Here is a 23,270-nt window from a genome sequence, read left to right as displayed (position 1 = left end):
ATCCACCGCCCGCCCATTGAATGAACACAATGTTGCGGACGGCGGCCCGGCATTTCATGGGTTCCTGCGGCGCTCGGCTAATCGGCCGCCGCGGGTGTCGGTACGGGGGCGGCCTCGGGAGCCGGTTCGGGCGCCGGGCGGGGCTTGCGGCGCAGCAGTCCGGTGGCGGCGAGCACGGCCACGGCGCCCAGCCACACGGTCCAGCCGAGCGGCTCGCGCAGCACGAGGGCACCGAGCACCACGGCCACCGCGGTCATGAGGTAGGTGACGGTGGAGGCCACGGTGGGCCCGTCCTTGATGATCAGTTCGAAGTTGAGCAGCGCGGCGAAGCCGGTGCAGACCACGCCGAGGACGAGAACGGAGATCACCGAGTCGGTGCGCCAGGTCACGGCCTGGAGGCCGAGGAACGGGAAGGCGGCGAGGAGCAGCACGGTCGCCACGCTGAGCTGTCCGCCGGCCAGCATCAGCGGCGGAATGCCCTTGCCCACGAGGAACTTGCCCATGTACGCGAAGCTGGCACCGAAGCTGATCGAGCCGAGGACGAAGCAGAGGATGCTCCAACCGGTGCCCGCGGAGGCCGAGTTCCAGGGGGAGGCGATGAGCGCGGTGCCGCCGAGGCCGAGCAGCACACCGCCGGCCTTGTAGCCGGAGACCCGCTTCTCCTGGCCGAGGAGGAGCGCGGCGGCCAGGGTCCAGATCGGCGCGCTGCCGTTGACGACGGCGGCGACGCTGCTGGAGCCCTCGATCTCGCCTTCGGCGTACAGGGTCCAGGGGACGGCGTTGCCGAGGAGCGCGGCCACCGCCAGATGCCCCCAGGTGGCGGGCTCCTTGGGCAGCCGGAGCCCCTTCGCGTAGCCGATGGCGAGGATCACGACGGCGCCGAGGGCGAGCCGGACGAGCACCATCTGCACGGGGGAGAAGCCGTATCCGGCGATCTTGATCCACAGGAAGACGGAGCCCCAGATGAGGCTCAGCGCGGCCAGCCGCGCGTAGGTGGCTTTGGACATGGGTGTTCCCGCTCCAGGAGAGGACAAGGGGAGAAGAAGGGGACGCGCGAACGGGTCCGCGGTACGGGAACGAGCCTCGCAGCGGCTGCCGGGCGGGTCCAGCAACGGCTCGTGGACGGTACCGTCCACGAGCCGTGGCGAATCGCGTTCCGCCTGGTCAGGCGGCTACGGCCGCCCGGGCCACGGTGCGGAGCGCGTCCAGGACGGCGGCGATCTCCGGGGAGGTCTGGCTGCCCTCCCGTACGGCCGCGAAGACCGTGCGGGACGGGGCCCGCTCGCTGAACGCGCGGATCGTCACCTCGGGCCGCGGCGCCGGCTTGGCCATCCGCGGGACGAGCGCGACCCCGAGGCCGAGCCGCACCGCCGCGAGGGTGGCGTCCCAGTCGCCGATGGCGTGGGAGGCCTGCGGGGTGAACCCGGCGGCCGTACAGGCGGCGACGCCGATGTCGTGGCACATGCCGGTCGTCGCGAAGATCCAGGTCTCCTCGGCGAGGTCGGCGAGGAGCAGCCGGGGGCTGTCGAGGAGCCGGTGGCCCTCAGGCAGGGCGATGTCGAAGGGGTCGTCGCAGAGCGCGACGCGGTGGAAGCGCGGGTCCTCGCCCAGCGCTCCCGGATGGTGCGCGGTGTCCGCGGAGATGACGACGTCCGTCCCCCCGCGGTGGAGCAGGGAGAAGCTCTCGGGCGGGTCGATCTCGGCGAGTGAGGTCCGCAGCAGCGGCCGGGTCTCCCGCAGCCGGGCCACGGCGGGCAGGATCAGCGCCGAGAGGGTGGTGGAGAAGCCGGCCACCGCCACCTCGCCGCGCTCGCCGCTCTCGTGCGCGGCGAGCTCGGCACGCATCTGCTCGACCTGGGTGAACACGGCGTCGGCGTGGCGGAGCACGATCCGCGCGGCGCCGGTGAGGCGCAGCCGGCGCCCGGACGGTTCGGTGAGCTGGACGCCCAACTCCCGCCCCAGGGCGCTGATCTGCTGGGACACGGCCTGTGGGGTGAGGTGGAGGGCCTGGGCGGCCGCGCTGACGGTGCCGCGCTCGCTGAGCTCTCTGAGCACGCGCAGCTTCCGCAGGTCCAGATCGGCCACGTCCCGCACTCCCTCCCCGTGAGGCCCCTCATCGTCTCGTCATCGTACGCAGCCGGCGTCCACGTCGATGACCTCCTTGACCAGTGTCTCCAGGACGTCGAGGTCCCGCGCGGTGCGGCCCGCCTCCCGCCGGTCGCCCGGGTAGGTGGGGTCCAGGACGACGGCGGCCGCGCCCAGGTCCTGGAGGAGTCCGAGGTCGTCGGCGATCTGCGCCCGGGTGCCCTCGCCGAGCAGCCTGCCCGGGCCCAGCGGCCGTGGGGTGACCCGCAGTTTGATCCGGGGACAGACGTCTGGCACGGGGAGTTCCTGCTCCTCGGCGACCTGGCGGAGCGTGGGCAGTCCCACGCCGAGGAGCCAGTCGCCGGAGACGGAGGTGGGGTGCCAGGCGTCGCCGAGGCGGACGGCGCGGCGCAGCGCCCCGTAGCTGTGGCCGCCGACCCAGACGGGCGGTCCCGGCCGCTGCACGGGCAGCGGCCCGGTGTGGACCTCGCGGAAGGAGACGTGGGCGCCGTCGAAGGAGGCGACCTCGTCGGCCCAGCAGGCCTTGATGGCGGCGAGGTACTCGTCGCTGATGGCACCGCGCTTGCGGTAGGGCACGTCGAGGACGGCGAACTCCCGGGCGGCCCAGCCGGCGGCCGCGCCGAACACGAGCCGGCCGTTGCTGAACCGGTCGATGTTGGCGGCGACGCGCGCGGTGTGCACGGGATGCCGGTACGGAAGGATCGTCACGGTCGTGCCGAGCCCCACCGTCCTGGTGACCCCGGCGAGCCAGGCGAGGGTCGCGAAGGGGTCGTAGAACGGGGCGGGGAAGAGGTGCTGGACGTCCGGGGTGAGCGCCACGTGGTCGGAGACCATGGCGTAGTGGTAGCCCATCGCCTCGACCCGCAGCGCCCAGTCGGCGAGGGCGTCGGGTGTGGCTTCGGGGCCGTAGTTCGGCAGATTGACGCCGAATTTCATGAGGCGTTCCTTTCGGGGGTCTCGGCCGCGGTCGTGTCCGCGGCTCCGGCCCCGTGGGCGGTGTCCGGGAGGTGCGGCGCGGGCCCGGTGAGGCGGCCGGCCACGGTGAGGTGGAAGAGGACTCCCGCGAGCGCGGCCCCGGCGGCGAGGAGCGGGAGCAGGCGGGCGTCGAGCCCGTGGGCGAGGGCGAGGCCGCCGAGGGCGGAGCCGGCGGCGCCGCCGAGGTAGGTGGCGGAGCTGTTGAGGCCGACGGCGGCGGCGCCGCCGTCCTGGGCGAGGAGCCGGTGCTGCTGGGGGACGACGAAGGCCCAGCCGACCGCGCCCCAGACGAGCAGGGGCAGCAGGACGAGGCCGGGTACGGCGCCGGTCCACGGCAGCAGCGCCAGGGCGCCGCCGAGGATGCCGAGGAGCGTGACGGCGAGGCGCGCGGGCTGCCCGGTGCGGTCGACGAGGGTCCCGGCGAGGAAGCTGCCGCAGACCCCGCCGATGCCCCAGACCCACAGGTACGGCACGGCGCTGTCCACCTCGGCGACGCGGTGCAGGACGGGTTCGAGGTAGGTGTAGAGCCCGAGGCTGGCGACGGTCTGGGTGAAGGTGACGGTGACGACCACGGCGACCCGGGGCCGGGCGAGGGCGCCGAACCGGTCCCGCAGCGAGGGCGCCGCGGCTCCCCGTACGGGCGGCAGGGCCGTCGCGACGCCGAGCAGCGCGGCGAGGCCGAGCGCGGTGATCAGCCAGAGGGCGGCCCGCCAGCCGGAGCCGGCCGCGACGAGCAGCCCGAGCGGCACGCCGAGCACGGTGCCCGCGCTCATCCCGCCGAGGACCAGGCCGAGGGCGCGCCCGCGGCGTTCGGGCGGGACGAGCGCGACGGCGGCGGTGGCGGCGGCCGGGGTGAAGAGGCCGGCTCCGGCGCCGGCGAGGGCCCGGGTGCCGAGCAGTTCGGCGTACGAACCGGCCAGCGCCGTCCCGGAGTTGGCGAGGATGAAGACGACCAGCGCGGTGACGAGGACGGTACGGGTGCCCCAGCGGGCGAGCACGGCCGAGAAGAGCGGCGCGGCCAGGGCGTAGCAGAGGGTGAAGGCGGTGACGGACTGGCCGGCGAGGGAGACGGAGACGCCCAGGTCGGCGCCCATGTCCGGGAGCAGTCCCGCCATGGCGTAGGCGTCGGTCCCCATGGCGAAGGAGCCGAGCGCGAGCAGGGCCACCGCGCGCGTGCCGCCCATCACACCCCCTTGTGGTCGTCGTACGGAACGGTCCTCGTACGCAGAGGACTTCGCGTACGGAACGGTCCTCGGGACGCTACTGATCGGTGGCGCCGCCGCGGGGCCACAACGCCCAAGAGGGTTCGGAGTTCCGCAGCCTCGCGCCCTCGTGCCCTCGAATCGGCCGGTCACCGGCCTACGGTGGATCTCTCCAGGAACCCGGGCCCCGCAAGGATCCCGGGCTCTCCAGGAACCCCAGGAGGGAGTCCACCGTGCTCGACCTGTCCGTCATCAACGCGATGTTCCCGCCCGATCTCCCGGAACCGGCCGACTGGGAGCGGCGGTTCGGGCCGCGCGCCCTGCCGGACGGCGCCGAGGTCACGCGCTTCGCCCCGAGCCCCACCGGACACCTGCACATCGGCGGCCTCTACACGGCGGCCGTGGCCCGGGCGCTCGCCCGCCAGTCGGGCGGGGTGCACCTGCTGCGCGTCGAGGACACCGACCGCTCCCGCCAGGTCGCGGGCGCGGCGGAGGAGTTCTCCCGGCTGCTCGGGGCCTTCGGGCTCGCCCCGGACGAGGGCGGTGTCGCCGGGGACGGGGCCTGGGGGCCGTACCTCCAGTCGGAGCGCCGGGGGATCTACCTCTCCCATGTGCGGGAGCTGCTGCGCTGCGACCGCGCGTACCCCTGCTTCTGCGGCAAGGAGCTGCTCGCCCGGAGCGCGGAGGAGCAGCGCGCGGGCCGCTCGCCGCTCGGCTACTACGGGCGCTGGGCGCCGTGCCGGACGCTCGCTCCGGAGGAGGCGGCGCGCCGGCTCGCGGCGGGCGAACCGTACGTGGTGCGGTTCCGCTGCCCGTACGAGTTCCCCGGCCGGGTGCGGTTCACGGACCGCATCCGGGCCTCCGTCACGATGCAGGACAACGGCAACGACATCGTCCTCCTCAAGTCCTCGCAGGAGGAACTGCCGCTGCCCACCTACCACTTCGCGCACGTCGTGGACGACCACCTGATGCGGGTGACGCTCGTGGTGCGCGGCGAGGAGTGGCTGTCCTCGACCCCGGTCCATCTGCAGCTGCACGCGGCGCTGGGCTTCGAGCCGCCCGCGTACGCGCACCTCGCCCCGCTGATGAAGGCGGAGGGGCCCTCGCGCCGCAAGCTGAGCAAGCGCAAGGACCCCGAGGCGTCCGTGGACTACTACCTGTCCGCCGGCTATCCCCCGGCCGCCGTCCAGCACTATCTGCGGGGTCTCGCCAACGTCCGGCTCATGGACGTCCCCACCGCCGAGGCGCTCGCCTCCGACGTCCGGCTCGACGGCATGCGCCCCTCGGGCCCCCTGCTCGACCTGCCCAAACTGCACTCGTTGAGCCGGGAGTTCATCGCCTCGCTCACCCCGGGCGAGCTGTACGCGCAGCTCCTCGCCTGGGCGGAGGAGTACGACCCCGAGCTCGCCTCCGTCCTCGCCCGCCACGAGGAGCTCGCCCTGGCGGCCGTGGCCACGGGGCGGCCGGAGGGCGCGCCGGCCCGCAAGGACCTGGAGCGCTGGTCCTGCTTCCGCGACCGGTACGGCTTCTTCTTCGCGGAGCTCTTCGGCCGGCCACCGGCACCGGAGGACGACCGCTACGGCGGCCTGCCCGCACTCCGCGTGCGGGAGATCGCGGCCGAGTTCGCCGCCGTCTCCCCGGAGGACTGGTACGCGGAGCTCGGGGAGATCGCCGGGCGCCACGGCCACGCCCCGGACACGGCCTCCTGGCGCCGGGACCCGGACGGCTGGGCGGGCCCGCCGAGGGTCGTCGCGAACGTGGCCCGGGTCGCGCTCACGGGTGCCACCCGCAGCCCGGACCTCGTCGCCGTGGCCCGCGCCCTGGGCCGGGACGAGGTGGTGCGCCGCCTCACCGCCGTGGCGGGGTGAGGCGGCGGGACCCGTCTAGTCCAGCGGCAGGGTCCGGGCCGATGCGCGGACGCCCGGCGCCGCCGGCGCCTTCGCCCGGAGGAGCCCCTTGTCGCTGGAGCTCGCGGGCGCGTCCGCGTCCACCGGGGTGGTGGTCATGGGACGGGAGGCGGCACAGCGCTGCTTCTCGGCCTCGGACATGGGCCCGGTGCGCTGGAGCAGCCGGTCGGGGACGGCGCGGGAGGGCCCGTCGACGACGGCGTGCAGCCGGTAGTCGTCCTTCTTGCTGACGAACCAGCCCTCGACCCGCTCGCGGCTCGGCTGCAGCTCGACCCAGCTGACCTCGCCCGGCTGGATCTTCTCCACGACCGTCCTCTGGTCGCCGCTGAACCACTGCCAGGCCCGCTGCCAGCCCTTCTCGTACGCCTGGGAGAACTGGGTGGCCATCGGGCGTTCCTTGATCCGCTTGGCGTCCTCCACCGGGTCGCCGCTCGTGGGCAGCCGGGCCACCTCGGGGAGGGCGAGGCCGGCGTCGGCGTACGTCTGGGCGATGCTGTCGTGGCTGCGCTCGGAGTACGAGAGGACCCGGCTGTGCTCCAGGGCGTTGCGGGTGCAGTTGACGTAGGCCTCGCCGACGACCCGCGCCTTGTCGTAGTAGCGGAAGGAGGTCCGGGCATCCGGCCGGAACGTGCAGGCGTTCTCGCCGTTGCAGGCGGCGGCCGCGTTGTGGAGGCTGCTCTCCCGTTCGTTGCCCTTGTACGCCTCCGAGGTGCCGAGGCGCGTCTTGTCGACGGTCTTGTCGACGGCGGGCGGCACCTCGACGGCGCGGATGCGGGCGATCATCGGCGAGCAGGTCACATGGGTGCGGGAGTCGGTGACGCGGGAGGTGAAGGTGAGCACCGGCTCGTTCTCGCCGGCGGTGAAGACGTAGGCGCGGCCGGTCCAACGGCCTTTGCCGGGCGTGCCCTTGACCCGGTCGGGGTCACCGGCGGTGGTGACCTCCCGGACGGGGCCGCCGGAGCCGCTGACGGCGTACGGCTGGCCGTCGACGACCTGTTCGCCGGTGCACTCCTTGGAGACCGCGGGGCTGTCCTCGTAGGTCACGGTGACCTTCGCCCCGGCGCGGACCCCGCGGAGCCGCTGGCGGAGGGTGTTGCCGTCCTTCTGGAGGGCGACGCCGTGGGAGGCGTCGGTGCGGCCCGAAGCGGCGGGCGAGTAGCGCTGGTTGAGGCCGGTCCAGTGGTCGAGGCCGACGGTGGTGGGGCCGTCGCCCTTCATGACGGGGTCGGCGAAGTCGCCGTTGAGGACGGTGACGTCCTGTTCGGCGGGGGCGGCCTGTGCGGCGTACGAGGCGGGGACGACGGGCAGCAGCAGTCCGGCGGCCCCGAGGACGGCGAGGGCCGGGAGCGTGGTGCGGTGCATGGTGGTTCTCCTCCCGGATCAGGAAGCGGCGGCGGGCAGGACGACGACGTGCTTGGGTTCGGCGGCCGGAGGCACCGCCCGTGCGGCGGGGACCTCGGCGGCGGAAGGGGGGCCGGGGGCGGGAGCGGGAGCGGGGCCGGGGGCCGGAGTCGGGGCGGTGTTCTGAGGGGGCCGCGTGCCGCCGCAGACGCCGGCGGGCGCGGCGTACGTCTGGGCGATGAACGAGCTGCTGGTGACCATCGAGGGGCTGTCCACGGCGATGCCGATGATGCGTTGCCCAGTCTTGGCGACGAGGCTGCCGACCACGCGCTTCATGGCGGCGTTGGCGCCGAAGACGAGCATGTCGTGCGCGTGGACGGTGGTCTTGTAGACGGTCTGCTCGCTGTTCTCGACCGTCCAGGACTTGGAGTACGTGGCTTTGAAGGCGGCCGCGAAGGCGAGCCGCGCGGTGAGTGAGCCGGAGGCCGTCGCGCCGCCCGAGACGGTGGTCTTGTTGCCGTTCGTCGAGGTGGGGCCCTTGTCGAGCTGGGGCGTCTTGTGTTCCATGGCGGTCTCGTTGGCGAGGTTGGCGGTCACCTGGCCGGAGGCGGCGACCGTGCCCTCGGCGGTGATCTGCCCGGAGATCTCGCCGCCGATGTTGTCGGTGGTGCCGGTCTTGAGGGTGACGGTCCGCTCGACGGCCATGTCGCTCTGGGTGCAGTTGACGACCGCGTTGCCGAGCGACTTCACGGTGGTGGCGTACTCGCGGCTGAGCTTGGGGTCGATCGTGAACGTGCAGGCGGAGCGCTTGGTCCGGCAGTGCTGGAGGACGTCGTCGACCTCGGCCGGGCGTCCGTCGGCGGTGAGGGCGCGGGGGACCGGGGTCTCGCCCGGCCCCTCTTCGGCGGCGGCGGGCGGGGCGAGCAGCGTCAGCGGCGCGGTGAGGCCGAGGACGAGCACGGGCAGGAGGGCGCGGGGACGGCGCGGAGACATGACGAAGGAACCCTTCGGGGTGGGTGGGTGTGTTCAGGAGCCGAGCAGGGAGCAGAGCTGGTCGACCGGGAAGGGGGACTGTCCCGGGTCGGTGGACCCCTGCGGCAGCGAGCCGGGGAAGGACGCGCAGGTCGAGGTGACGGCCTCGGCCGCGTTGTTCCCCGGTTCGGGCTTGTTCGTGGAGATGGTCTCGGTCATGTCCTTGAGGCCCTGCTCCTCGTCAGCGCCCTTGCCGCCGGTCAGCTTGCCCATGCAGGAGGAGGAGCCGGGCGGGCACTCCTTGAGCTTCTCGCCGGCCGCCTTGATGTCCTTGTCGGCCTTGGCGGCCGCCTCGTCGTTCTTCTTCTGCTTCTCCTCGATCTCCTTGGCCTCCTTGGCGTTGGCCTCCTTGTCCAGGCAGGCCTGGTCGTCGGGCTTGCACTCCTCGGCGTGGGCGACGGAGGTCGCCGGCAGGGCCAGGGCAGCGGCGAGCAGGACGACGCCGAGGGCACGGCGCGCCTTCACGTAAGGCATGGGAACTCCCTTGGGACAGGGGTGTGTTGGGCGGCTCGGAAGGGGACGCCAGGGGCGGGACAGGGGACTGTCCTCAAGATCACCGAGCGTGGTCCGACGCTAACCGGCGCCACCCCGGCACCCCGGCGCGACACACGGCGCGGCGCGTGCCGACGGGCCCGCTCACCGCTTCGGCGGAGCGCATTCGGGGCCGCCGCGAGGGGCCGGATCCGGGTCCTTCGCCGGCCGCCCGCCGGGCCCGCCGGTCCACCCGTTCGTAGGGAATGCGACGTGCGGGCGAGAGGGCGGGCGGCCGTACGCGACGGGGTCCTTCACTCCCCCGGCCGCCGCCGTACGGCGGCCCGTCGGCCGCAGCCGCGAAGGCGCCCCTCAGGGGTGCTCGGCAGGTGAACGCGCCCCCGGAATCGCGACCCCGAACGGGCGTCCGTCAGACGGGTGTTTCATCGCGTCCCGCTCGCCACGGTGATCATTCTCGGCCAGTCTGATCTTGTGCCCGGCGGCCCGTCCCGGCCGCCGCACCCCGCCGTCGGGCGCCCCATGCCCGACGGCCCGGCACGGCCTGTCCGCATGACCCGCGCCCGATCCGCCTTCCCCCGTGGGGCCACCGGTCGACCGGGCGCAGCGCTCCCGTATGTCCCCATCGAAGGAGAGCAGAGCCATGTCCCGTACACGCCGCAGTCCCCTGCGTACCCCCTTGCGAAGCCTGGCGGTCCTCACGGCCGCCGCCGCGCTCGCCGCCGCACCGACCCCCCTCGCGCTCGCCAACGAGGGCAATCCGACCGTCCTGAGCTGGGGCGCCGGCCGCACCGGCCAGCTCGGCAACGGCACCCTCGCCGACAGTCTCAGCCCCACCTCGGTCACCAGCCTCTTCCGCGGCGACGTCGACCAGGTCTCGGCCGGCGGCACGTCCTCGGCCGACTCGTTCGTCCTCGCCCGTACGGACAAGACGGTCAAGTCCTGGGGCCACAACTCCTCCGGCCAGCTCGGCAACGGCGGCAACACCAACCAGACCGTGCCCACCACCGTCCCGCGCCTGACCAACATCAAGGACATCGCGGCCGGCGGAAAGCACGCCCTGGCCCTCGACACCAGCGGCCAGGTCTACTCCTGGGGCGACAACGCCTACGGCCAGCTCGGCAACAACCGCACCGGCGACAGCCGTACGGTCCCGGACCGCGTCCAGGGCATGCCCAAGGTCAAGCAGATCTCGGCCGGCTGCGACTTCAGCCTCGCGCTCCTGGAGAACGGCAAGGTGTACGCCTGGGGCCGCGGCATCCACGGCCAGCTCGGCACCGGCAACCGCGCCACCAGCGCCGTACCCCGGCAGGTGCAGGGCCTGGAGAACATCGTGGAGATCGACGCCGGCTGCTACCACGCCCTCGCGCTGACCGCCGACGACACGGTCAAGTCCTGGGGCTACAACCTCTACGGCCAGCTCGGCAACTCCTCCACGAAGTCCTCGACCGTCCCCGTCGACGTCGACTGGCTGGAGGGCGTCTCCGACATCGAGGCGGGCGCCTTCCACAACTACGTCAAGACGAGCGACAGCCACGTCTGGGGCTGGGGCAACAACCAGTACGGCCAGCTCCTGGAGGGCGACGAGGCCTTCGGCGACAACATCTCCCGCACCAACCGCACCGCCCCCGTCGAGATCCCGCGCCTGGAGGGCGTCCAGCACCTCGCGGCGGGCGCCCGGCACGGCGTCGCGGTCACGGCGGACGACGTCTTCGCCTGGGGCCACAACGGCGAGGGCCAGCTCGGCAACGGCACGACGGTCGCGCGCTTCGAATCGGTGAAGATCCTCAACGAGGGCTCGGCGATCAAGGACGTGGCCGTCTCCCTGGGCGGCAACACGACGTACGCGTACTGAGCCGGTGAACGGCATGACGTACGCATACGCGCGCGGCGCCGCCTGCCTCGCGCTCCTCTGCCTCGCCGTCTCCCCGGCGCACGCCGAGCCCCGAGACCCGTGGGTACGGGCCTGGGGCCTGAACACGGCGGGCCAGCTCGGCAACGGCAGCACACTCGACCAGCAGACCCCGTCCTCCGTCCCGGGCCTCGCACGCTCCGACGTGCGCGAGCTCGCCGGAGGCGGCGGCAACAACGCCAACTCCTTCGCCCTCGCCCTGCTGAACGACGGCACCGTCCAGTCCTGGGGCGGCAACTCCAACGGCCAGCTCGGCAACGGCACCACCACTTCCCAGGGCTTCCCGGCGACCGTCGCGGGCCTCTCGGGCGTGTCCCGGGTCGCCGCAGGCGTCCACTTCGCCTTCGCCGTACGCGGCGGACGCGTGCTCGCCTGGGGCGACAACGCCTTCGGGCAGCTGGGGAACGGTCTCACCGACTCCGCGGCCACGACCCGCCCTGTCGCCGTCCAGAGCCTGGACAAGGTGAAGGAGGTGGCCGCCGGCTGCTACCACGCCGCCGCCCTCCGCGAGGACGGCACGGTCTGGACCTGGGGCCGGAACACCGACGGACAGCTGGGCATCGGCTCGGCGACCGACCAGAACACACCGAAGAAGGTGCCGGACCTGGTGGACGCCGTGGCCATCGCCATCGGCTGCTACCACACCGTCGCCCTCACGGCCGACGGCACGGTCAAGGCCTGGGGCCGCGGCGGCTACGGCCAGCTCGGCAACGACAGCACGACCTCCAGCCAGTCCCCCGTGGACGTCCAGCACCTCGACAGCGTCGCGAGGATCTACTCCGGCGGCTATCACAACTTCGCCGTCCTCGACGACGGCAGCGTCCGCGCCTGGGGGTGGAACGCGGCCGGCCAGCTCGGCGACGGCACCACCGTCGACCGGACCACCCCCGTCCCGGCACCCGGGTTGAGCGGCGTCCGTGCACTGGCCGGCGGCTGGAAGCACACCCTCGCCGTCCTCGACGACGGCTCCGTCCTCGCCTGGGGCGACAACGGCTCCGGCCAGCTCGGCGACGGCACCACCACCGCCTCCCCCACCCCGGTCCTCGCCCTGCCCCAGGGCAGTGGCACGACCCGCGTAGCAGCCTCCACCGTCTGGAAGGCCAGCTACGCCTACTGACCCCGAAAGGTCCCCATGCATCTCCCCGCACGCACCACCCTCCTCGCCGCCCTGTCCCTCGCGGCCCTCACCACCTCCGCCCTCCCCGCCTCCGCCGGCACCGACCCCTGGGTGCGCGCCTGGGGCGAGAACGCCCAGGGGCAGCTGGGCAACGGCAGCGTCCTCGCCCAGCAGACCCCCGCGGCCGTCACCGGCATCACCCGTGACGACGTCCGCGAGCTCTCCGGCGGCGGTGGCGGCGCCGCCGCGGCCGCCAACGGCTTCGCCGTCGCCCTCCTCAAGGACGGCACCGTGAAGAGCTGGGGCAACAACGCCACCGGTCAGCTCGGCAACGGCACCCTCACCGCCCAGTCCTTCCCCGCGTCCGTCGCCGGCCTCTCCGGCGTGAGCGAGGTCTCCGCGGGCCTCAACCACGTGCTCGCCGTCAAGGGCGGCCGGATCCTCGCCTGGGGCAGCAACGCCTCCAAGCAGCTCGGCACCGGCCAGGACACCACCAACCCCTACAAGGCACCGATCCCCGTACAGAGCCTGGACAAGGTCAAGGACGTCGGCGCCGGCTGCGACTTCAGCGTGGCGCTCCGGCAGGACGGCACGGTCTGGACCTGGGGCAAGGGCGACAACGGCCGCCTCGGCACCGGCAACAACACCACGCGCGAGACCCCGCAGAAGGTCCCCGACCTCGCCGACGTCGAGTCGATCTCCGTGGGCTGCGAGCACGTCCTCGCGCTCACCGCCGACGGCATCGTCAAGGCCTGGGGCAAGGGCGCCGAGGGCCAGCTCGGCAACGACTCCACCACCGACAGCAACAAGCCCGTCGACGTCGCCTACCTCGACGCCGTGGCGAGGATCTTCGCCACCTCCGCGTCCGGATTCGCCGTCCTCGACGACGGCAGCCTGGCCGGCTGGGGCAAGAACACCGACAAGCAGCTCGGCGACGGCACGGCCTCCAACCGCACCACCCCGGTCGTCCTGGACAGCCTCAAGGGCGTGCAGAGCATCGCGGGCGGCGCCGACTTCACGGTGGCCGCGCTGGACGACGGCTCGGTGATCGGCTGGGGTGCGAACGCCGCGGCCCAGCTCGGCGACGGCTCGACCACCACTCCCCCCGGCACCACGGTGGCGCTGCCGCCCGGCAGCGGCATCACCCAGGTCGCCACGACCATGACGGGCAAGTCCGCCTTCGCCTACTGACGGCGGCGCCCCTCGCAGGTACGGAGGTCCGTGCGCGCACCCGCACGGACCTCCGACACCGCCCCGCCATGGACCGATCCGACTCCCGGCACAGCCCCGCCATGCGCCCGATCCGGCCCCCGCACCGCCGAGCCTGGCCAGACACGCCGACGACCTGGCAGGATCGCGGCATGCTCGCCTCGCTCACCCGTGCCGCCCGCCGCCGTCTCCTGGCGGTCGCGGTCGCGCTGCTCGCGGTGTGCGCGGTGCTCGTGTGGTGGCTGATTCCCTTCGGCTCCCCCGCCCCGAGCGGCTCCGTCACTTTCAGTACGGGTGTCCCCACCGGCGTCTACCAGAAGTACGGCGAGCTCCTCAAGAACGCCCTGGCGCAGGACCTGCCCGAGGTGTCGATAACCCTCAAGGACAGCGAGGGCTCCCAGCAGAACCTGGCCCGGGTGGCGACCGGCGAGGCCGACTTCACGGTCGCGACGGCGGACGCGGTGGCCCAGTACCAGCGCGACCGCAGGCCCGGTTTCGAGCGGCTGCGCGGCTGCGCGCGGCTCTACGACGACTACGTACAGCTGGTCGTGCGCAAGGGCTCCTCGCTGCAGCGGGTCCAGGACCTGCGCGGGCTGCGGGTCGGCGTCGGCCAGGACGGCTCAGGCGTACGGCTGATCGCCGACCGGGTCCTCGCGGCGGCCGGCCTGACGCCCGTCCGGGACATCGAACCGGTCTCGGCCGGCATCGACACGATGCCCGGGCTCCTGGAGAGCGGACAGCTCGACGCCTTCTTCTGGTCGGGCGGCCTGCCGACCGATGCCGTGCAGAAGCTGTCCGAGCGCTTCCCGGTCCGGCTGATCCCGCTGGACGCCCGCCTGGTCGACCGACTGCACGACGTCGGGGCGTCGACCCGGTACTACCGGTCGGGGGTGATCCCGGCGGACGCGTACGCGAAGGCGCAGGACGGCCGGCCGATCGAGACCCTGGCGGTGGCGAACCTGCTGGTCACCACGGTGGACGCGGACGAGGACCTGGTGGAGGGCTTCACCCGTACGGTGATCAGGAGCCGGGACGGCATCGGCCGCCGGGTCCACCCTGCCCAGCTGGTGGACCTGCGGACGGCCGTCTACACCGAGCCTCTGCAACTCCACGACGGCGCCCGCCGCTACTACCGGTCGGTGAAGCCCTGACCCTGTCAGGACTCAGGGCTGCCCTCTGAAGGCATCGGCGTCGAGTGCGGGGATCCACGCACCGACGCCGTTCGAAAGATTTGCGCCACAGTGCGTCCTGAAACACCCTCACGGAATTCGGCCAATCATTCCGAAATTGCACCCTTGAGGGAATCGATGCTCAAGTAATCCTCAGATCGCGAGGAATCCGATTGCCCTCCCCCAAGGGCTGTGGAATGGTCATGATCGGTCAGGCCGAAAGGCCGCCAAGAAGAAGCAGGTAATACTTCTCCACAAAGACAGGTGGAATGACTTGCTGACCGCTACCCCCATACGGCGATCAATTACCACTGCAGCACTGGGTGCCGCACTCACCGGAATCTTCGCGCTCGGCCCGGGGGTGACCGCCGCATCGGCTTCCGCAGCCGGAGCAACGGCACACCCGAGCGACTGCAAGTACGAGCGGGTCAGTGTGTGGATGACCACCGCCGGCTGCAAAAAGCACAACGGCGGATCCTACCGAGCCACGGCTATTTGCAAGGACGCCGAGACCGGAAAGGTCTTATGGTTCAGCGGCCCCTGGAGGCAGTTCGGCATGTCGAACGCCTACTGCAACGGTTCCTACCGAACCATTTCAGCAGGCGTCGAGACGTCCTCCTCCAACAAGAGCTGAGAAAGGCACATCAGAGATGCAGAAGTCTTACCGGGCGCTGATCACCGCCACCGCTGCAGCCGTCCTCGGCATCGCCGGCACGGCCACTGCCACCGCAGCCCCCGCATCGGCCACGGCACACCCGACCGGATGCACCAACAGCTACTACAAGGGCTCGTACGAGGGCATGGTGGGCTGGCAGGCCTCGTGCAGCAAGTCCAATGGCGGACGGTACAAGGCGGTCGTCATCTGCACGCCGTATCTCGGTGGCAAGGACGTCGTTCTTGAGCCCACGTCCTGGCAGACCTCGGGCAAGTCCTACGTGTTCTGTCCGGCCTTCACGATCGTCAAGTCGGGTGGCATCACCACCCGCGGCTACTAGGCCCCGAGCCGGCCGGGCGCCGGGCGTAGGCGTGGCGCTCCACCAGGGGAATCCCGGTGGAGCGCCCCCGGCCTGCAGCACGCTTCAGGCGTCGTGCGGGATGCGCGGGACGGTGACCGTCACCCGTAGCCCGTGCGGCTCGTTCGGCGCGTACGCGATGCCTCCGCCGCCCGCCGTCAGCAGGACGCTCGCGATGGAGAGGCCGAGGCCCGAGCCCTTGATGTTCTGGTGCCGGCCCGAGCGCCAGAAGCGGTCGCCGACCCGGCCGAGCTCCTCCTCGGTGAGGCCGGGCCCCTGGTCGGCGACGACGACGGCCACGGTCGACCGGTCCGGGACGACGGTGACCGTGACCGACTCCCCGGCGGGGGTGAACTTGAGCGCGTTGTCGATCACGGCGTCGAGGGCGCTGGAGAGGGCAACCGGGTCCGCCCAGGCGGTGACCGCCCCGCACTCCCCGGTCAGGGTGACGCCCTTGTCCTCGGCGACCGGGCGCCAGGACGCGACCCGCTCGGCGGTGAGCGCACCGACGTCGATGAGCCGCAGCTCGGCCGCCGCGTGCTCGGCGAGCGCCAGGTCGAGGAGGTCGTCGAGGACCTGCGCGAGGCGCTTGCCCTCGGTGCGTACGGAAGCGATCTCCTCGTTGCCCTCGGGGAGCTCCAGAGCGAGCAGCTCGATCCGCAGGAGCAGCGCGGCGAGCGGGTTGCGCAGCTGGTGGGAGGCGTCGGCGACGAAGGCCCGCTGCTGTTCCAGCGCGTCCTCGACGTTGTCGGCCATCTCGTTGAACGAGTGGGCGAGGCGTCGTAGTTCGGGCGGTCCGCCGGTGGCGGCGACGCGGGAGTTCATGCGTCCGGTGGCGATGTCGTGGGTGACGGCGTCGAGGACGCGGACCGGTCGCAGCACCCAGCCGGTGAGCCGGAAGGCGGCGCCGACGGCGAGCAGCATCGCGGCGGCCTCACCGGCGAAGATCAGCAGCCAGCCGCGCAGGATGCGGGAGCGGAGCTGTCCGGTGGGCGAGTCGGTGACGACGACGGCGACGACGTCCCCGTCGCGGACGACGGGTGAGGCGATGGTGAGCCGGGCGTTCCCCTGCCAGGGCCAGACCTGGGGCGGATCGTGGCTGCGGCGCCCGAGCAGGGCCTCGTTGAAGGCGCGCCGGCCCTCCCCGTCGTACGGGACGACCCAGTCCTCGGGGGCGGCGGCCATCGCGCGGTTGTCGCGGAAGAAGACACCCGCGCGGATGCCGTACACGTCGTGGTAGCTGGCGAGTTCGCCGCCGAGGGTGGCCTGCCGCTCGTCCGTGCCTGGGCTGCTCTCGCTGACGAACTGGGCGAGGGCGGCGAAGCGCGCGGCGTCGTCGAGCCGGTCGACGACGACCCGCTGCTGCTCGGACGCGGCGAGGCTGGCGGCCAGCGGGAAGCCGAGGGCGAGCAGCACGCCGGCCATCAGCACGATGAGCAGCGGGAGGAGTCGGGTGCGCACGAGGGGGCCGTCCGGTCGTTACGCGGCGGGGGCGACGAGGCGGTAGCCGACGCCTCGCACGGTCTCGATCAGGGCGGGCATCCGCAGCTTGGAGCGCAGGGAGGCGACGTGCACCTCCAGGGTGCGGCCGGTCCCCTCCCAACTGGTGTGCCAGACCTCGCTGATGATCTGCTCGCGGCGGAAGACGACGCCGGGCCGCTGGGCGAGGAGTGCGAGCAGGTCGAACTCCTTGCGGGTGAGCGGGACGCTCGCGCCGTCGACGCTGACCCTGCGGGTGGGCAGCTCGATGGTGACGGAGCCGAGCCTGAGCAGGGCCGCTTCGGCGGCGCCGGCGCTCCCGGCGGCCTCCTCGGCTCCGGCGTTGCGCCGGCTGACGGCGTGGATGCGGGCGAGGAGCTCGCCCGGGTCGTAGGGCTTGACGACGTAGTCGTCGGCGCCGAGGTTCAGCCCGTGGATCCGGGAGCGCACGTCTCCGCGCGCGGTCACCATGATCACCGGGGTGGTCGTGAGCTTCCGGATGCGGCCGCAGACCTGGTAGCCGTCCTGGTCGGGCAGGCCGAGGTCGAGCAGGATCACTCCGTACGAGGGCCGCTCGCCCTGGGCGGTCGGCAGGACGGCCTGGAGGGCCTCCTCGCCGTTGCGGGCGTGCGTGACCGTGAAGCCGTGCTTCGCGAGGATCGCGGAGAGTGCGGCGGCGACGTGGTCGTCGTCCTCGACGAGCAGCAGTCGCATGCGTACCTCCTCCGTGATGTTCCGTGGTGTTCCGTGGTTCCGCCGATGGCGGCTCTCTGTGTACCAGGTGGTACCAGGGCATGAACACCGAACATGGGTGTCACAGTCAAGTGTCCCCCTGTTACGTCACCGTTTCCGTTATGGACCCGGTACGGCACAGGGCGTCACCTTCACACGCTGTGTCCGGTTGCGGCCGTATCGTTATCCTCAATTTCCGCTCAGATGTGATGACGCTCGTCACATCGGGTCTCTAGTGTCCTCCCCAACCGAGGAGGACGGAGCAAGAGGCCGATGAGCGGAGAGTCAGTGTCCAAGGATCCCGAGGGCACCCCGCGCACCGCGGACGACCTGGTCGTACTGTCCGATGTGAACAAGCACTTCGGCGCGCTGCATGTCCTCCAGGACATCGATCTGACGATCACCCGCGGCGAGGTCGTGGTCGTCATCGGACCGTCCGGGTCCGGCAAGTCGACGCTGTGCCGCACGATCAACCGGCTGGAGAGCATCGACTCCGGCACCATCACCATCGACGGCAAGCCGCTGCCGGCGGAGGGCAAGGAGCTCGCCCGGCTCCGGTCCGACGTCGGCATGGTCTTCCAGTCGTTCAACCTCTTCGCGCACAAGACGGTGCTCGAGAACGTGATGCTGGGCCAGATCAAGGTCCGCAAGACGGAGAAGAAGGCCGCCGAGACCAAGGCCCGGGCCCTGCTCGACCGGGTCGGGGTCGGCACTCAGGCGGACAAGTACCCCGCTCAGCTCTCCGGCGGTCAGCAGCAGCGCGTGGCGATCGCCCGCGCGCTCGCGATGGACCCGAAGGTCATGCTCTTCGACGAGCCGACCTCGGCCCTCGACCCGGAGATGATCAACGAGGTCCTGGAGGTCATGCAGCAGCTGGCCCGGGACGGCATGACGATGGTGGTCGTGACCCACGAGATGGGCTTCGCGCGCTCCGCCGCCAACCGCGTGGTCTTCATGGCCGACGGAAAGATCGTCGAGCAGGCGTCTCCCGAGGAGTTCTTCAGCAATCCGCGCAGCGACCGCGCCAAGGACTTCCTCTCCAAAATCCTTCACCACTGAGCGGGTTCACGACCTAGTCTTCCCAACTCACGCCTACTCAAGGGACTTTCCTCCATGAAGCTTCGCAGCGTCTCCGCCGCCGCCGCGGCCGCCGTCGTCCTCGCCCTGACCGCCACCGCCTGTGGCAGCGGCTCCGACTCCGGCAGCAACGGCGACAAGATCAACATCGGCATCAAGTTCGACCAGCCGGGCCTCGGCCTGAAGACCCCGGACGGCACGTACGCCGGTTTCGACGTCGACGTCGCCAAGTACGTGGCCAAGGAGCTCGGCTACTCCGAGGACAAGATCAACTGGAAGCAGGCGCCGAGCGCCGAGCGCGAGAACCTGATCAAGAACGGTGACGTCAAGTTCGTCGTCGCCAGCTACTCGATCAACGACAAGCGCAAGAAGGAGGTCGACTTCGCGGGTCCGTACTTCCTGGCCCACCAGGACCTGCTCGTGCGCACCGACGACAACTCGATCACCAAGGTCGAGGACCTCAACTCCAAGAAGCTCTGCTCGGTCACCGGCTCGACCTCCGCGCAGAACGTCCGGGACAAGCTCGCCCCGAAGGCCGACCTCCGTCAGCTCGGCGGCTACTCCGAGTGCCTCACCGGCCTGGAGAACAAGCGCGTGGACGCCCTGACCACCGACGACTCCATCCTCGCGGGCTACGCCGCGCAGAAGGAGAACCAGGGCAAGTTCAAGCTCGTCGGTCTCCGGATGAGCGACGAGAACTACGGCATCGGCGTCAAGAAGGGCGACGAGGACCTGCGCGGCAAGATCAACAAGGCGCTGGAGAAGATGGTCTCCGACGGCACCTGGGAGAAGCTCGTCAAGCAGCACTTCGGCCCCTCGGGCTACAAGTACGAGCCCGCGCCGAAGATCGCGAGCTGACCCACCCCGCCCGAAGCCGTGACGGCCGCCCCGCGCACGGGCGGCCGTCACGCCGGCACCGGCCGCCGCCCACGCGGCGGCCTCCACACCGACCGACCACCAGGGGAGAGCGCGGGGCATCGTGTTCGACTTTCTTGATTCCGGGCAGTACGACCTGCTCGGCGCCTTCTGGGTGACGGCGCAACTCACCTTCTTCTCGGCGATCGGCTCGCTGATCTGGGGCACCGCGCTGGTTGCCATGAGGGTCAGCCCCGTCCCGCTGATGCGTGCCTTCGGCACCGGGTACGTCAATCTCGTCCGGAACACCCCGCTGACCGTGGTCATCGTGGCCTGTTCGCTGGGCCTCGACCAGACCCTCGGCATCACCCTCGGCGCCGACGACTCCCAGACGATCGGCTTCCGGCTCGCGATCCTCGGACTGGTCGCGTACACCGGCACGTTCGTCTGCGAGGCGCTGCGCTCCGGCATCAACACCGTTCCGCCCGGTCAGGCCGAGGCCGCCCGCGCACTGGGCCTGAGCTTCACCCAGGTCCTCACCCTGGTGGTGCTCCCGCAGGCCTTCCGCGCAGTGGTGGCCCCGCTGGCCAACGTCCTCATCGCCCTCACCAAGAACACCACCGTGGCGGCAGCCATCAGCGCCGCCGAGGCCGCGTTCCTGATGAAGGAGATGATCGAGAACGAGGCCGACGCGCTCTTCGCCGTCTTCGCGGTCTTCGCCTTCGGCTTCATCGTCCTCACCCTCCCCACCGGCCTGATCCTGGGCTGGGCGGCCAAGCGACTGGCGGTGAAGCGATGAGCTCCGTCCTGTACGACACTCCCGGCCCGCGCGCGAAGCGGCGCAACATCGTCTACACGATCGTCTTCCTGGCGGTTCTCGCCCTGGTGGCCTGGTGGGTTCTCACCGCGCTGGCCGACAAGAACCAGCTGGACGCGGACAAGTGGAGCCCCTTCGTCACCGACTCCCGGGTCTGGACGACATACCTGCTGCCGGGCCTGGTCGAGACCCTCAAGGCCGCCGCGCTCTCCATCCTGATCGCGCTGCCGCTCGGCGCCGCCCTCGGCATCGGCCGGCTCTCCGACCACCGCTGGGTGCGGGTGCCCGTGGGCGCGGTGGTGGAGTTCTTCCGCGCCATCCCGGTCCTGCTGCTGATGATGTTCGCGAGCGCGGTGTACGCACAGTTCACGACCGTGAGCTCCGACTTCCGCCCGCTGTACGCGGTCGTCACCGGCCTCGTTCTCTACAACGCCTCCGTCATCGCCGAGGTGGTCCGGGCCGGCGTGCTCTCGCTGCCCCGCGGCCAGGCCGACGCGGCCGTCGCGCTCGGCATGCGCAAGGGTCAGACCATGCTGTACGTCCTGCTGCCGCAGGCCGTGACCGTCATGCTGCCCGCCCTGGTCAGCCAGCTCGTCGTCATCGTGAAGGACACCGCGCTCGGCGGCGCCCTGCTCGGCTACGCGGAGCTGCTCAGCCAGAACCGCCAGATCACGGCCAACTACGGTGCCAACACGATCGCCACCTTCACCGTCATCGCCCTGATCTACATCGCCCTCAACTTCCTCCTCACCACCCTCGCGAGCCGCCTGGAGAAGCGGCTGCGGCAGGGCAGGAAGTCTCCCTCGGTGAACCTCCCGGCCCAGGCCGGAGTCCCCGACGTGAAGTCGGAAGCCGTCAGCGGCGCCTGACTCCGCAGGGGTCCGTGGGACAACAGGGGTGGGCCGGAGCGGCACTGACTTCAGGTCAGCCGCACCGCGCCCACCCCGTCGCTTGACGCAAGCACCCTCAGTGGGTTGCATACGGTCTGTGATCAACCACCGGGCTCGTGCCACACTCAGCTGTGCTGCCCCCATGACCGTCCGGCCTACAGGAGCCGCGCCGTGGACCCGGTGATCATCGTGGGCGCGGGGCCGGTCGGCCTCGCGCTCTCCCTCGCGCTCGCCGCCCAGGGCGTGCCCAGCATCGTCCTCGACGAGGGCGCCGGCAAGGAGGAGTCCCGCCCGGCGCGCAGCGTCGTCCTGCGCGCCGACATGGCCGCTATGGTCGAGCGGCTCGGCTGCACGACCCTCCGTGACGAGGGCGTCCGCTGGATCGGCTGGCGCGGGATGCGCCGCCGCCAGGAGGTGCGCCGGCTCACCCTCGACCTGGGGCTCGGCGGCACCGAGGAATGGTCCGAGGACCCCGACGCGCCCGCCTCCCCGGCCGCCCCGCTGCACATCCCCCAGCACGCCCTGGCCCGCGGCCTGCGCGACGCCATCTCCCGGCAGAAGCTGATCCGGATCGTCACCGAGTCCCGGCTCGACACCATCGAGCAGGACCGGGACGGGGTCGTCGCCCACACCCGCGGCCCGGAGGGCACCTGGTGGCGCGGCAGCCATCTCGTCGGCTGCGACGGGGCCCGCTCGACCGTACGCAAGCTGCTCGGGATCCGGTTCCCCGGCCGCACGGCGGTGGAGCGGCACGCCGTGGCCGCGCTGCGCACCGAACTCCCCTGGCCCGGGGAGGCCCTGTTGCACCGCCAGCCCCCGTGGCGCGGCGCCGGCGAGGAGATCACCGCCCGTCCGCTGCCCGACGGGGTGTGGCGGATCGACTGGCTGCTGCCGCCCCGCGGCGACCTCGTCACCCCGGACGCGCTGGTCGCCCGGATCCGCGAGACCCTGGCCGGCTGGTGCGAGGGCGTGACACCCCCGTACGAACTCATCGACACCGGCGTCCACACCCTGCACCACCGGCTCGCCCGCCGCTGGCGGGTGGACCGGGTCCTCCTCGCCGGCGACGCGGCGCACCTGCTCGGCGCGGTCGGCACCCAGGGCCTCGACGAGGGCCTGCGGGACGTGGACAACCTCGCGTGGAAGCTCGCCCACGCCTGGCACCACGGCGGCTCGGAGCGGCTGCTCGACAGCTACCAGAGCGAGCGGCGGACGGCCGTCGCGATCCGGCTGCGCGCGGCGGACCAGTCGCTGCCCGTACTGCGCGGCGGCGGGGGCCTACGGACGTACCTCCCGGGCGCCTCGCGCGGCCACGACGCCCTGCTGACCGACGGCCATGTGGGGCGCGGCCCGCTCGGCGCGCCCCCGGCGTACCCCCACTCCCCCCTCGCGCCTCCCTACACCGAGGGGCGCACCCCCGTCGGCACCCCGGAGGGCGCCCCCGTCGAGGACGTCCGCGTGACCGCCCCCGACGGCACGACCGTACGGCTCCGGGACCGGCTCGGCCAGGGCCGTCTCCTGGTCCTCCTCGTCGCCCCCGGCACCGGGGTGTGGGACCGGCGCCACTGGCGGAGCGCGGGGGTGATGCCCCGGCTCGAAGAGGCGGTCCAGGCGCTCCCGGTGAAGGCCGAGGTCCTGGTCACAGAGGCCTACCCGGGCGCTCCGGCCCACGCCGTCCTGCTCGTACGGCCCGACGGGCACCTCGTCGCCGCGTTCTCCGGGGTCCGTCCGGAGGAGCTGTACGCGGCGGCGGACGCGGCCCGCGGCGGCTCGGCCACCGAAGAGGCTCCGGCGGAGGAGGCCCCCTCCGACAAGGCCGCCTCGGAGAAGACCGCCTCCGACACGACCGGCTCGGAGAAGGACCCCTCCGGGAAGGCCCCCGAAGTGTCCGTGCCGAGCGACCGCACGGCGGACATGCATTGATTCCCACAGGCGCGCATGGTGTACT

The 23,270-nt window shown here is 72.1% G+C and carries 21 protein-coding genes; 12 read left to right on the top strand and 9 right to left on the bottom strand.

Going from position 1 to position 23,270, the window contains the following annotated elements:
- Nucleotides 1–77: 77 nt before the first annotated feature.
- The 4 genes from AB5J54_RS29345 to AB5J54_RS29330 form a co-directional block, all read right to left on the bottom strand.
- On the bottom strand, nt 78–1,007 hold the full coding sequence (locus tag AB5J54_RS29345) for a DMT family transporter (RefSeq protein WP_369146907.1): 930 nt from the start codon (nt 1,005–1,007) through the stop codon (nt 78–80).
- A 157-nt stretch (nt 1,008–1,164) separates the two neighbouring features.
- Nucleotides 1,165–2,085: a LysR family transcriptional regulator gene (locus AB5J54_RS29340; protein WP_369146906.1), complete on the bottom strand. Its 921-nt coding sequence runs from the start codon at nt 2,083–2,085 to the stop codon at nt 1,165–1,167.
- 39 nt (nt 2,086–2,124) lie between these two features.
- Entirely contained in the window at nt 2,125–3,042 is a 918-nt protein-coding gene (locus tag AB5J54_RS29335; protein WP_369146905.1) for a TIGR03619 family F420-dependent LLM class oxidoreductase, read from the bottom strand.
- A complete protein-coding gene (locus AB5J54_RS29330; RefSeq protein WP_369146904.1) occupies nt 3,039–4,265 on the bottom strand; it encodes an MFS transporter in 1,227 nt (408 codons plus the stop codon). Before AB5J54_RS29330 ends, AB5J54_RS29335 begins: the two co-directional genes overlap by 4 nt.
- Nucleotides 4,266–4,516: 251 nt before the next feature.
- Here AB5J54_RS29330 and AB5J54_RS29325 point away from each other — a divergent pair, with 251 nt between their 5' ends.
- Nucleotides 4,517–6,151 (top strand): glutamate--tRNA ligase, encoded by a 1,635-nt coding sequence (locus tag AB5J54_RS29325; protein WP_369146903.1) that lies wholly within the window; start codon nt 4,517–4,519, stop codon nt 6,149–6,151.
- 15 nt (nt 6,152–6,166) lie between these two features.
- Here AB5J54_RS29325 and AB5J54_RS29320 read toward each other — a convergent pair whose 3' ends face one another.
- From AB5J54_RS29320 to AB5J54_RS29310, 3 genes are read right to left on the bottom strand one after another with little or no spacing between them, the layout of a single operon-like run.
- Nucleotides 6,167–7,552 carry a hypothetical protein gene (locus AB5J54_RS29320; protein WP_369146901.1) on the bottom strand — a complete coding sequence of 462 codons (1,386 nt, stop codon included), beginning with the start codon at nt 7,550–7,552 and terminating at the stop codon, nt 6,167–6,169.
- 18 nt (nt 7,553–7,570) lie between these two features.
- On the bottom strand, nt 7,571–8,524 hold the full coding sequence (locus AB5J54_RS29315; RefSeq protein WP_369146900.1) for a hypothetical protein: 954 nt from the start codon (nt 8,522–8,524) through the stop codon (nt 7,571–7,573).
- 33 nt (nt 8,525–8,557) lie between these two features.
- Nucleotides 8,558–9,037: a hypothetical protein gene (locus AB5J54_RS29310; RefSeq protein ID WP_369146899.1), complete on the bottom strand. Its 480-nt coding sequence runs from the start codon at nt 9,035–9,037 to the stop codon at nt 8,558–8,560.
- A gap of 658 nt (nt 9,038–9,695) precedes the next feature.
- On the opposite strand from AB5J54_RS29310, the gene AB5J54_RS29305 reads away from it, so the two are divergent.
- The 6 genes from AB5J54_RS29305 (at nt 9,696) to AB5J54_RS29280 (ending at nt 15,454) form a co-directional block, all read left to right on the top strand.
- A complete protein-coding gene (locus AB5J54_RS29305) occupies nt 9,696–10,907 on the top strand; it encodes a sialidase (RefSeq protein ID WP_369146897.1) in 1,212 nt (403 codons plus the stop codon).
- A gap of 13 nt (nt 10,908–10,920) precedes the next feature.
- Nucleotides 10,921–12,081, top strand: a complete 1,161-nt coding sequence (locus AB5J54_RS29300) for an RCC1 domain-containing protein (protein WP_369146896.1) — start codon at nt 10,921–10,923, stop codon at nt 12,079–12,081.
- Between the two features lie 15 nt (nt 12,082–12,096).
- On the top strand, nt 12,097–13,272 hold the full coding sequence (locus AB5J54_RS29295; RefSeq protein ID WP_369146895.1) for an RCC1 domain-containing protein: 1,176 nt from the start codon (nt 12,097–12,099) through the stop codon (nt 13,270–13,272).
- A gap of 170 nt (nt 13,273–13,442) precedes the next feature.
- The gene (locus AB5J54_RS29290) at nt 13,443–14,441 is read left to right on the top strand and encodes a TAXI family TRAP transporter solute-binding subunit (protein WP_369146894.1); all 999 of its coding nucleotides are present in this window, start codon (nt 13,443–13,445) and stop codon (nt 14,439–14,441) included.
- Between the two features lie 292 nt (nt 14,442–14,733).
- Complete coding sequence (locus tag AB5J54_RS29285) at nt 14,734–15,093, top strand: hypothetical protein (protein WP_369146893.1); 360 nt, start codon at nt 14,734–14,736, stop codon at nt 15,091–15,093.
- A gap of 16 nt (nt 15,094–15,109) precedes the next feature.
- Entirely contained in the window at nt 15,110–15,454 is a 345-nt protein-coding gene (locus AB5J54_RS29280; RefSeq protein WP_369146892.1) for a hypothetical protein, read from the top strand.
- An 84-nt stretch (nt 15,455–15,538) separates the two neighbouring features.
- Here AB5J54_RS29280 and AB5J54_RS29275 read toward each other — a convergent pair whose 3' ends face one another.
- Complete coding sequence (locus AB5J54_RS29275) at nt 15,539–16,933, bottom strand: ATP-binding protein (RefSeq protein WP_369146891.1); 1,395 nt, start codon at nt 16,931–16,933, stop codon at nt 15,539–15,541.
- Between the two features lie 18 nt (nt 16,934–16,951).
- The gene (locus AB5J54_RS29270) at nt 16,952–17,665 is read right to left on the bottom strand and encodes a response regulator transcription factor (protein ID WP_369146890.1); all 714 of its coding nucleotides are present in this window, start codon (nt 17,663–17,665) and stop codon (nt 16,952–16,954) included.
- Nucleotides 17,666–18,013: 348 nt separating this feature from the next.
- On the opposite strand from AB5J54_RS29270, the gene AB5J54_RS29265 reads away from it, so the two are divergent.
- From AB5J54_RS29265 to AB5J54_RS29245, 5 genes are all read left to right on the top strand, one after another.
- Nucleotides 18,014–18,742, top strand: coding sequence for an amino acid ABC transporter ATP-binding protein (locus tag AB5J54_RS29265; RefSeq protein WP_369149491.1), 729 nt, complete (start codon nt 18,014–18,016; stop codon nt 18,740–18,742).
- Between the two features lie 54 nt (nt 18,743–18,796).
- Nucleotides 18,797–19,618 (top strand): glutamate ABC transporter substrate-binding protein, encoded by an 822-nt coding sequence (locus AB5J54_RS29260; RefSeq protein WP_369146889.1) that lies wholly within the window; start codon nt 18,797–18,799, stop codon nt 19,616–19,618.
- 121 nt (nt 19,619–19,739) lie between these two features.
- Nucleotides 19,740–20,414: an amino acid ABC transporter permease gene (locus AB5J54_RS29255; protein WP_369146888.1), complete on the top strand. Its 675-nt coding sequence runs from the start codon at nt 19,740–19,742 to the stop codon at nt 20,412–20,414.
- Nucleotides 20,411–21,301: an amino acid ABC transporter permease gene (locus AB5J54_RS29250; protein WP_369146887.1), complete on the top strand. Its 891-nt coding sequence runs from the start codon at nt 20,411–20,413 to the stop codon at nt 21,299–21,301. Before AB5J54_RS29255 ends, AB5J54_RS29250 begins: the two co-directional genes overlap by 4 nt.
- Nucleotides 21,302–21,493: 192 nt before the next feature.
- Nucleotides 21,494–23,245, top strand: a complete 1,752-nt coding sequence (locus AB5J54_RS29245) for an FAD-dependent monooxygenase (protein ID WP_369146886.1) — start codon at nt 21,494–21,496, stop codon at nt 23,243–23,245.
- Nucleotides 23,246–23,270: the final 25 nt, after the last annotated feature.

Origin of the sequence: Streptomyces sp. R44 (assembly GCF_041053105.1) — a bacterium.
Lineage (GTDB): Bacteria > Actinomycetota > Actinomycetes > Streptomycetales > Streptomycetaceae > Streptomyces.
The sequence above is the reverse complement of the archived record's forward strand: the minus strand, read 5'-3'. Positions and strand labels throughout refer to the sequence as shown.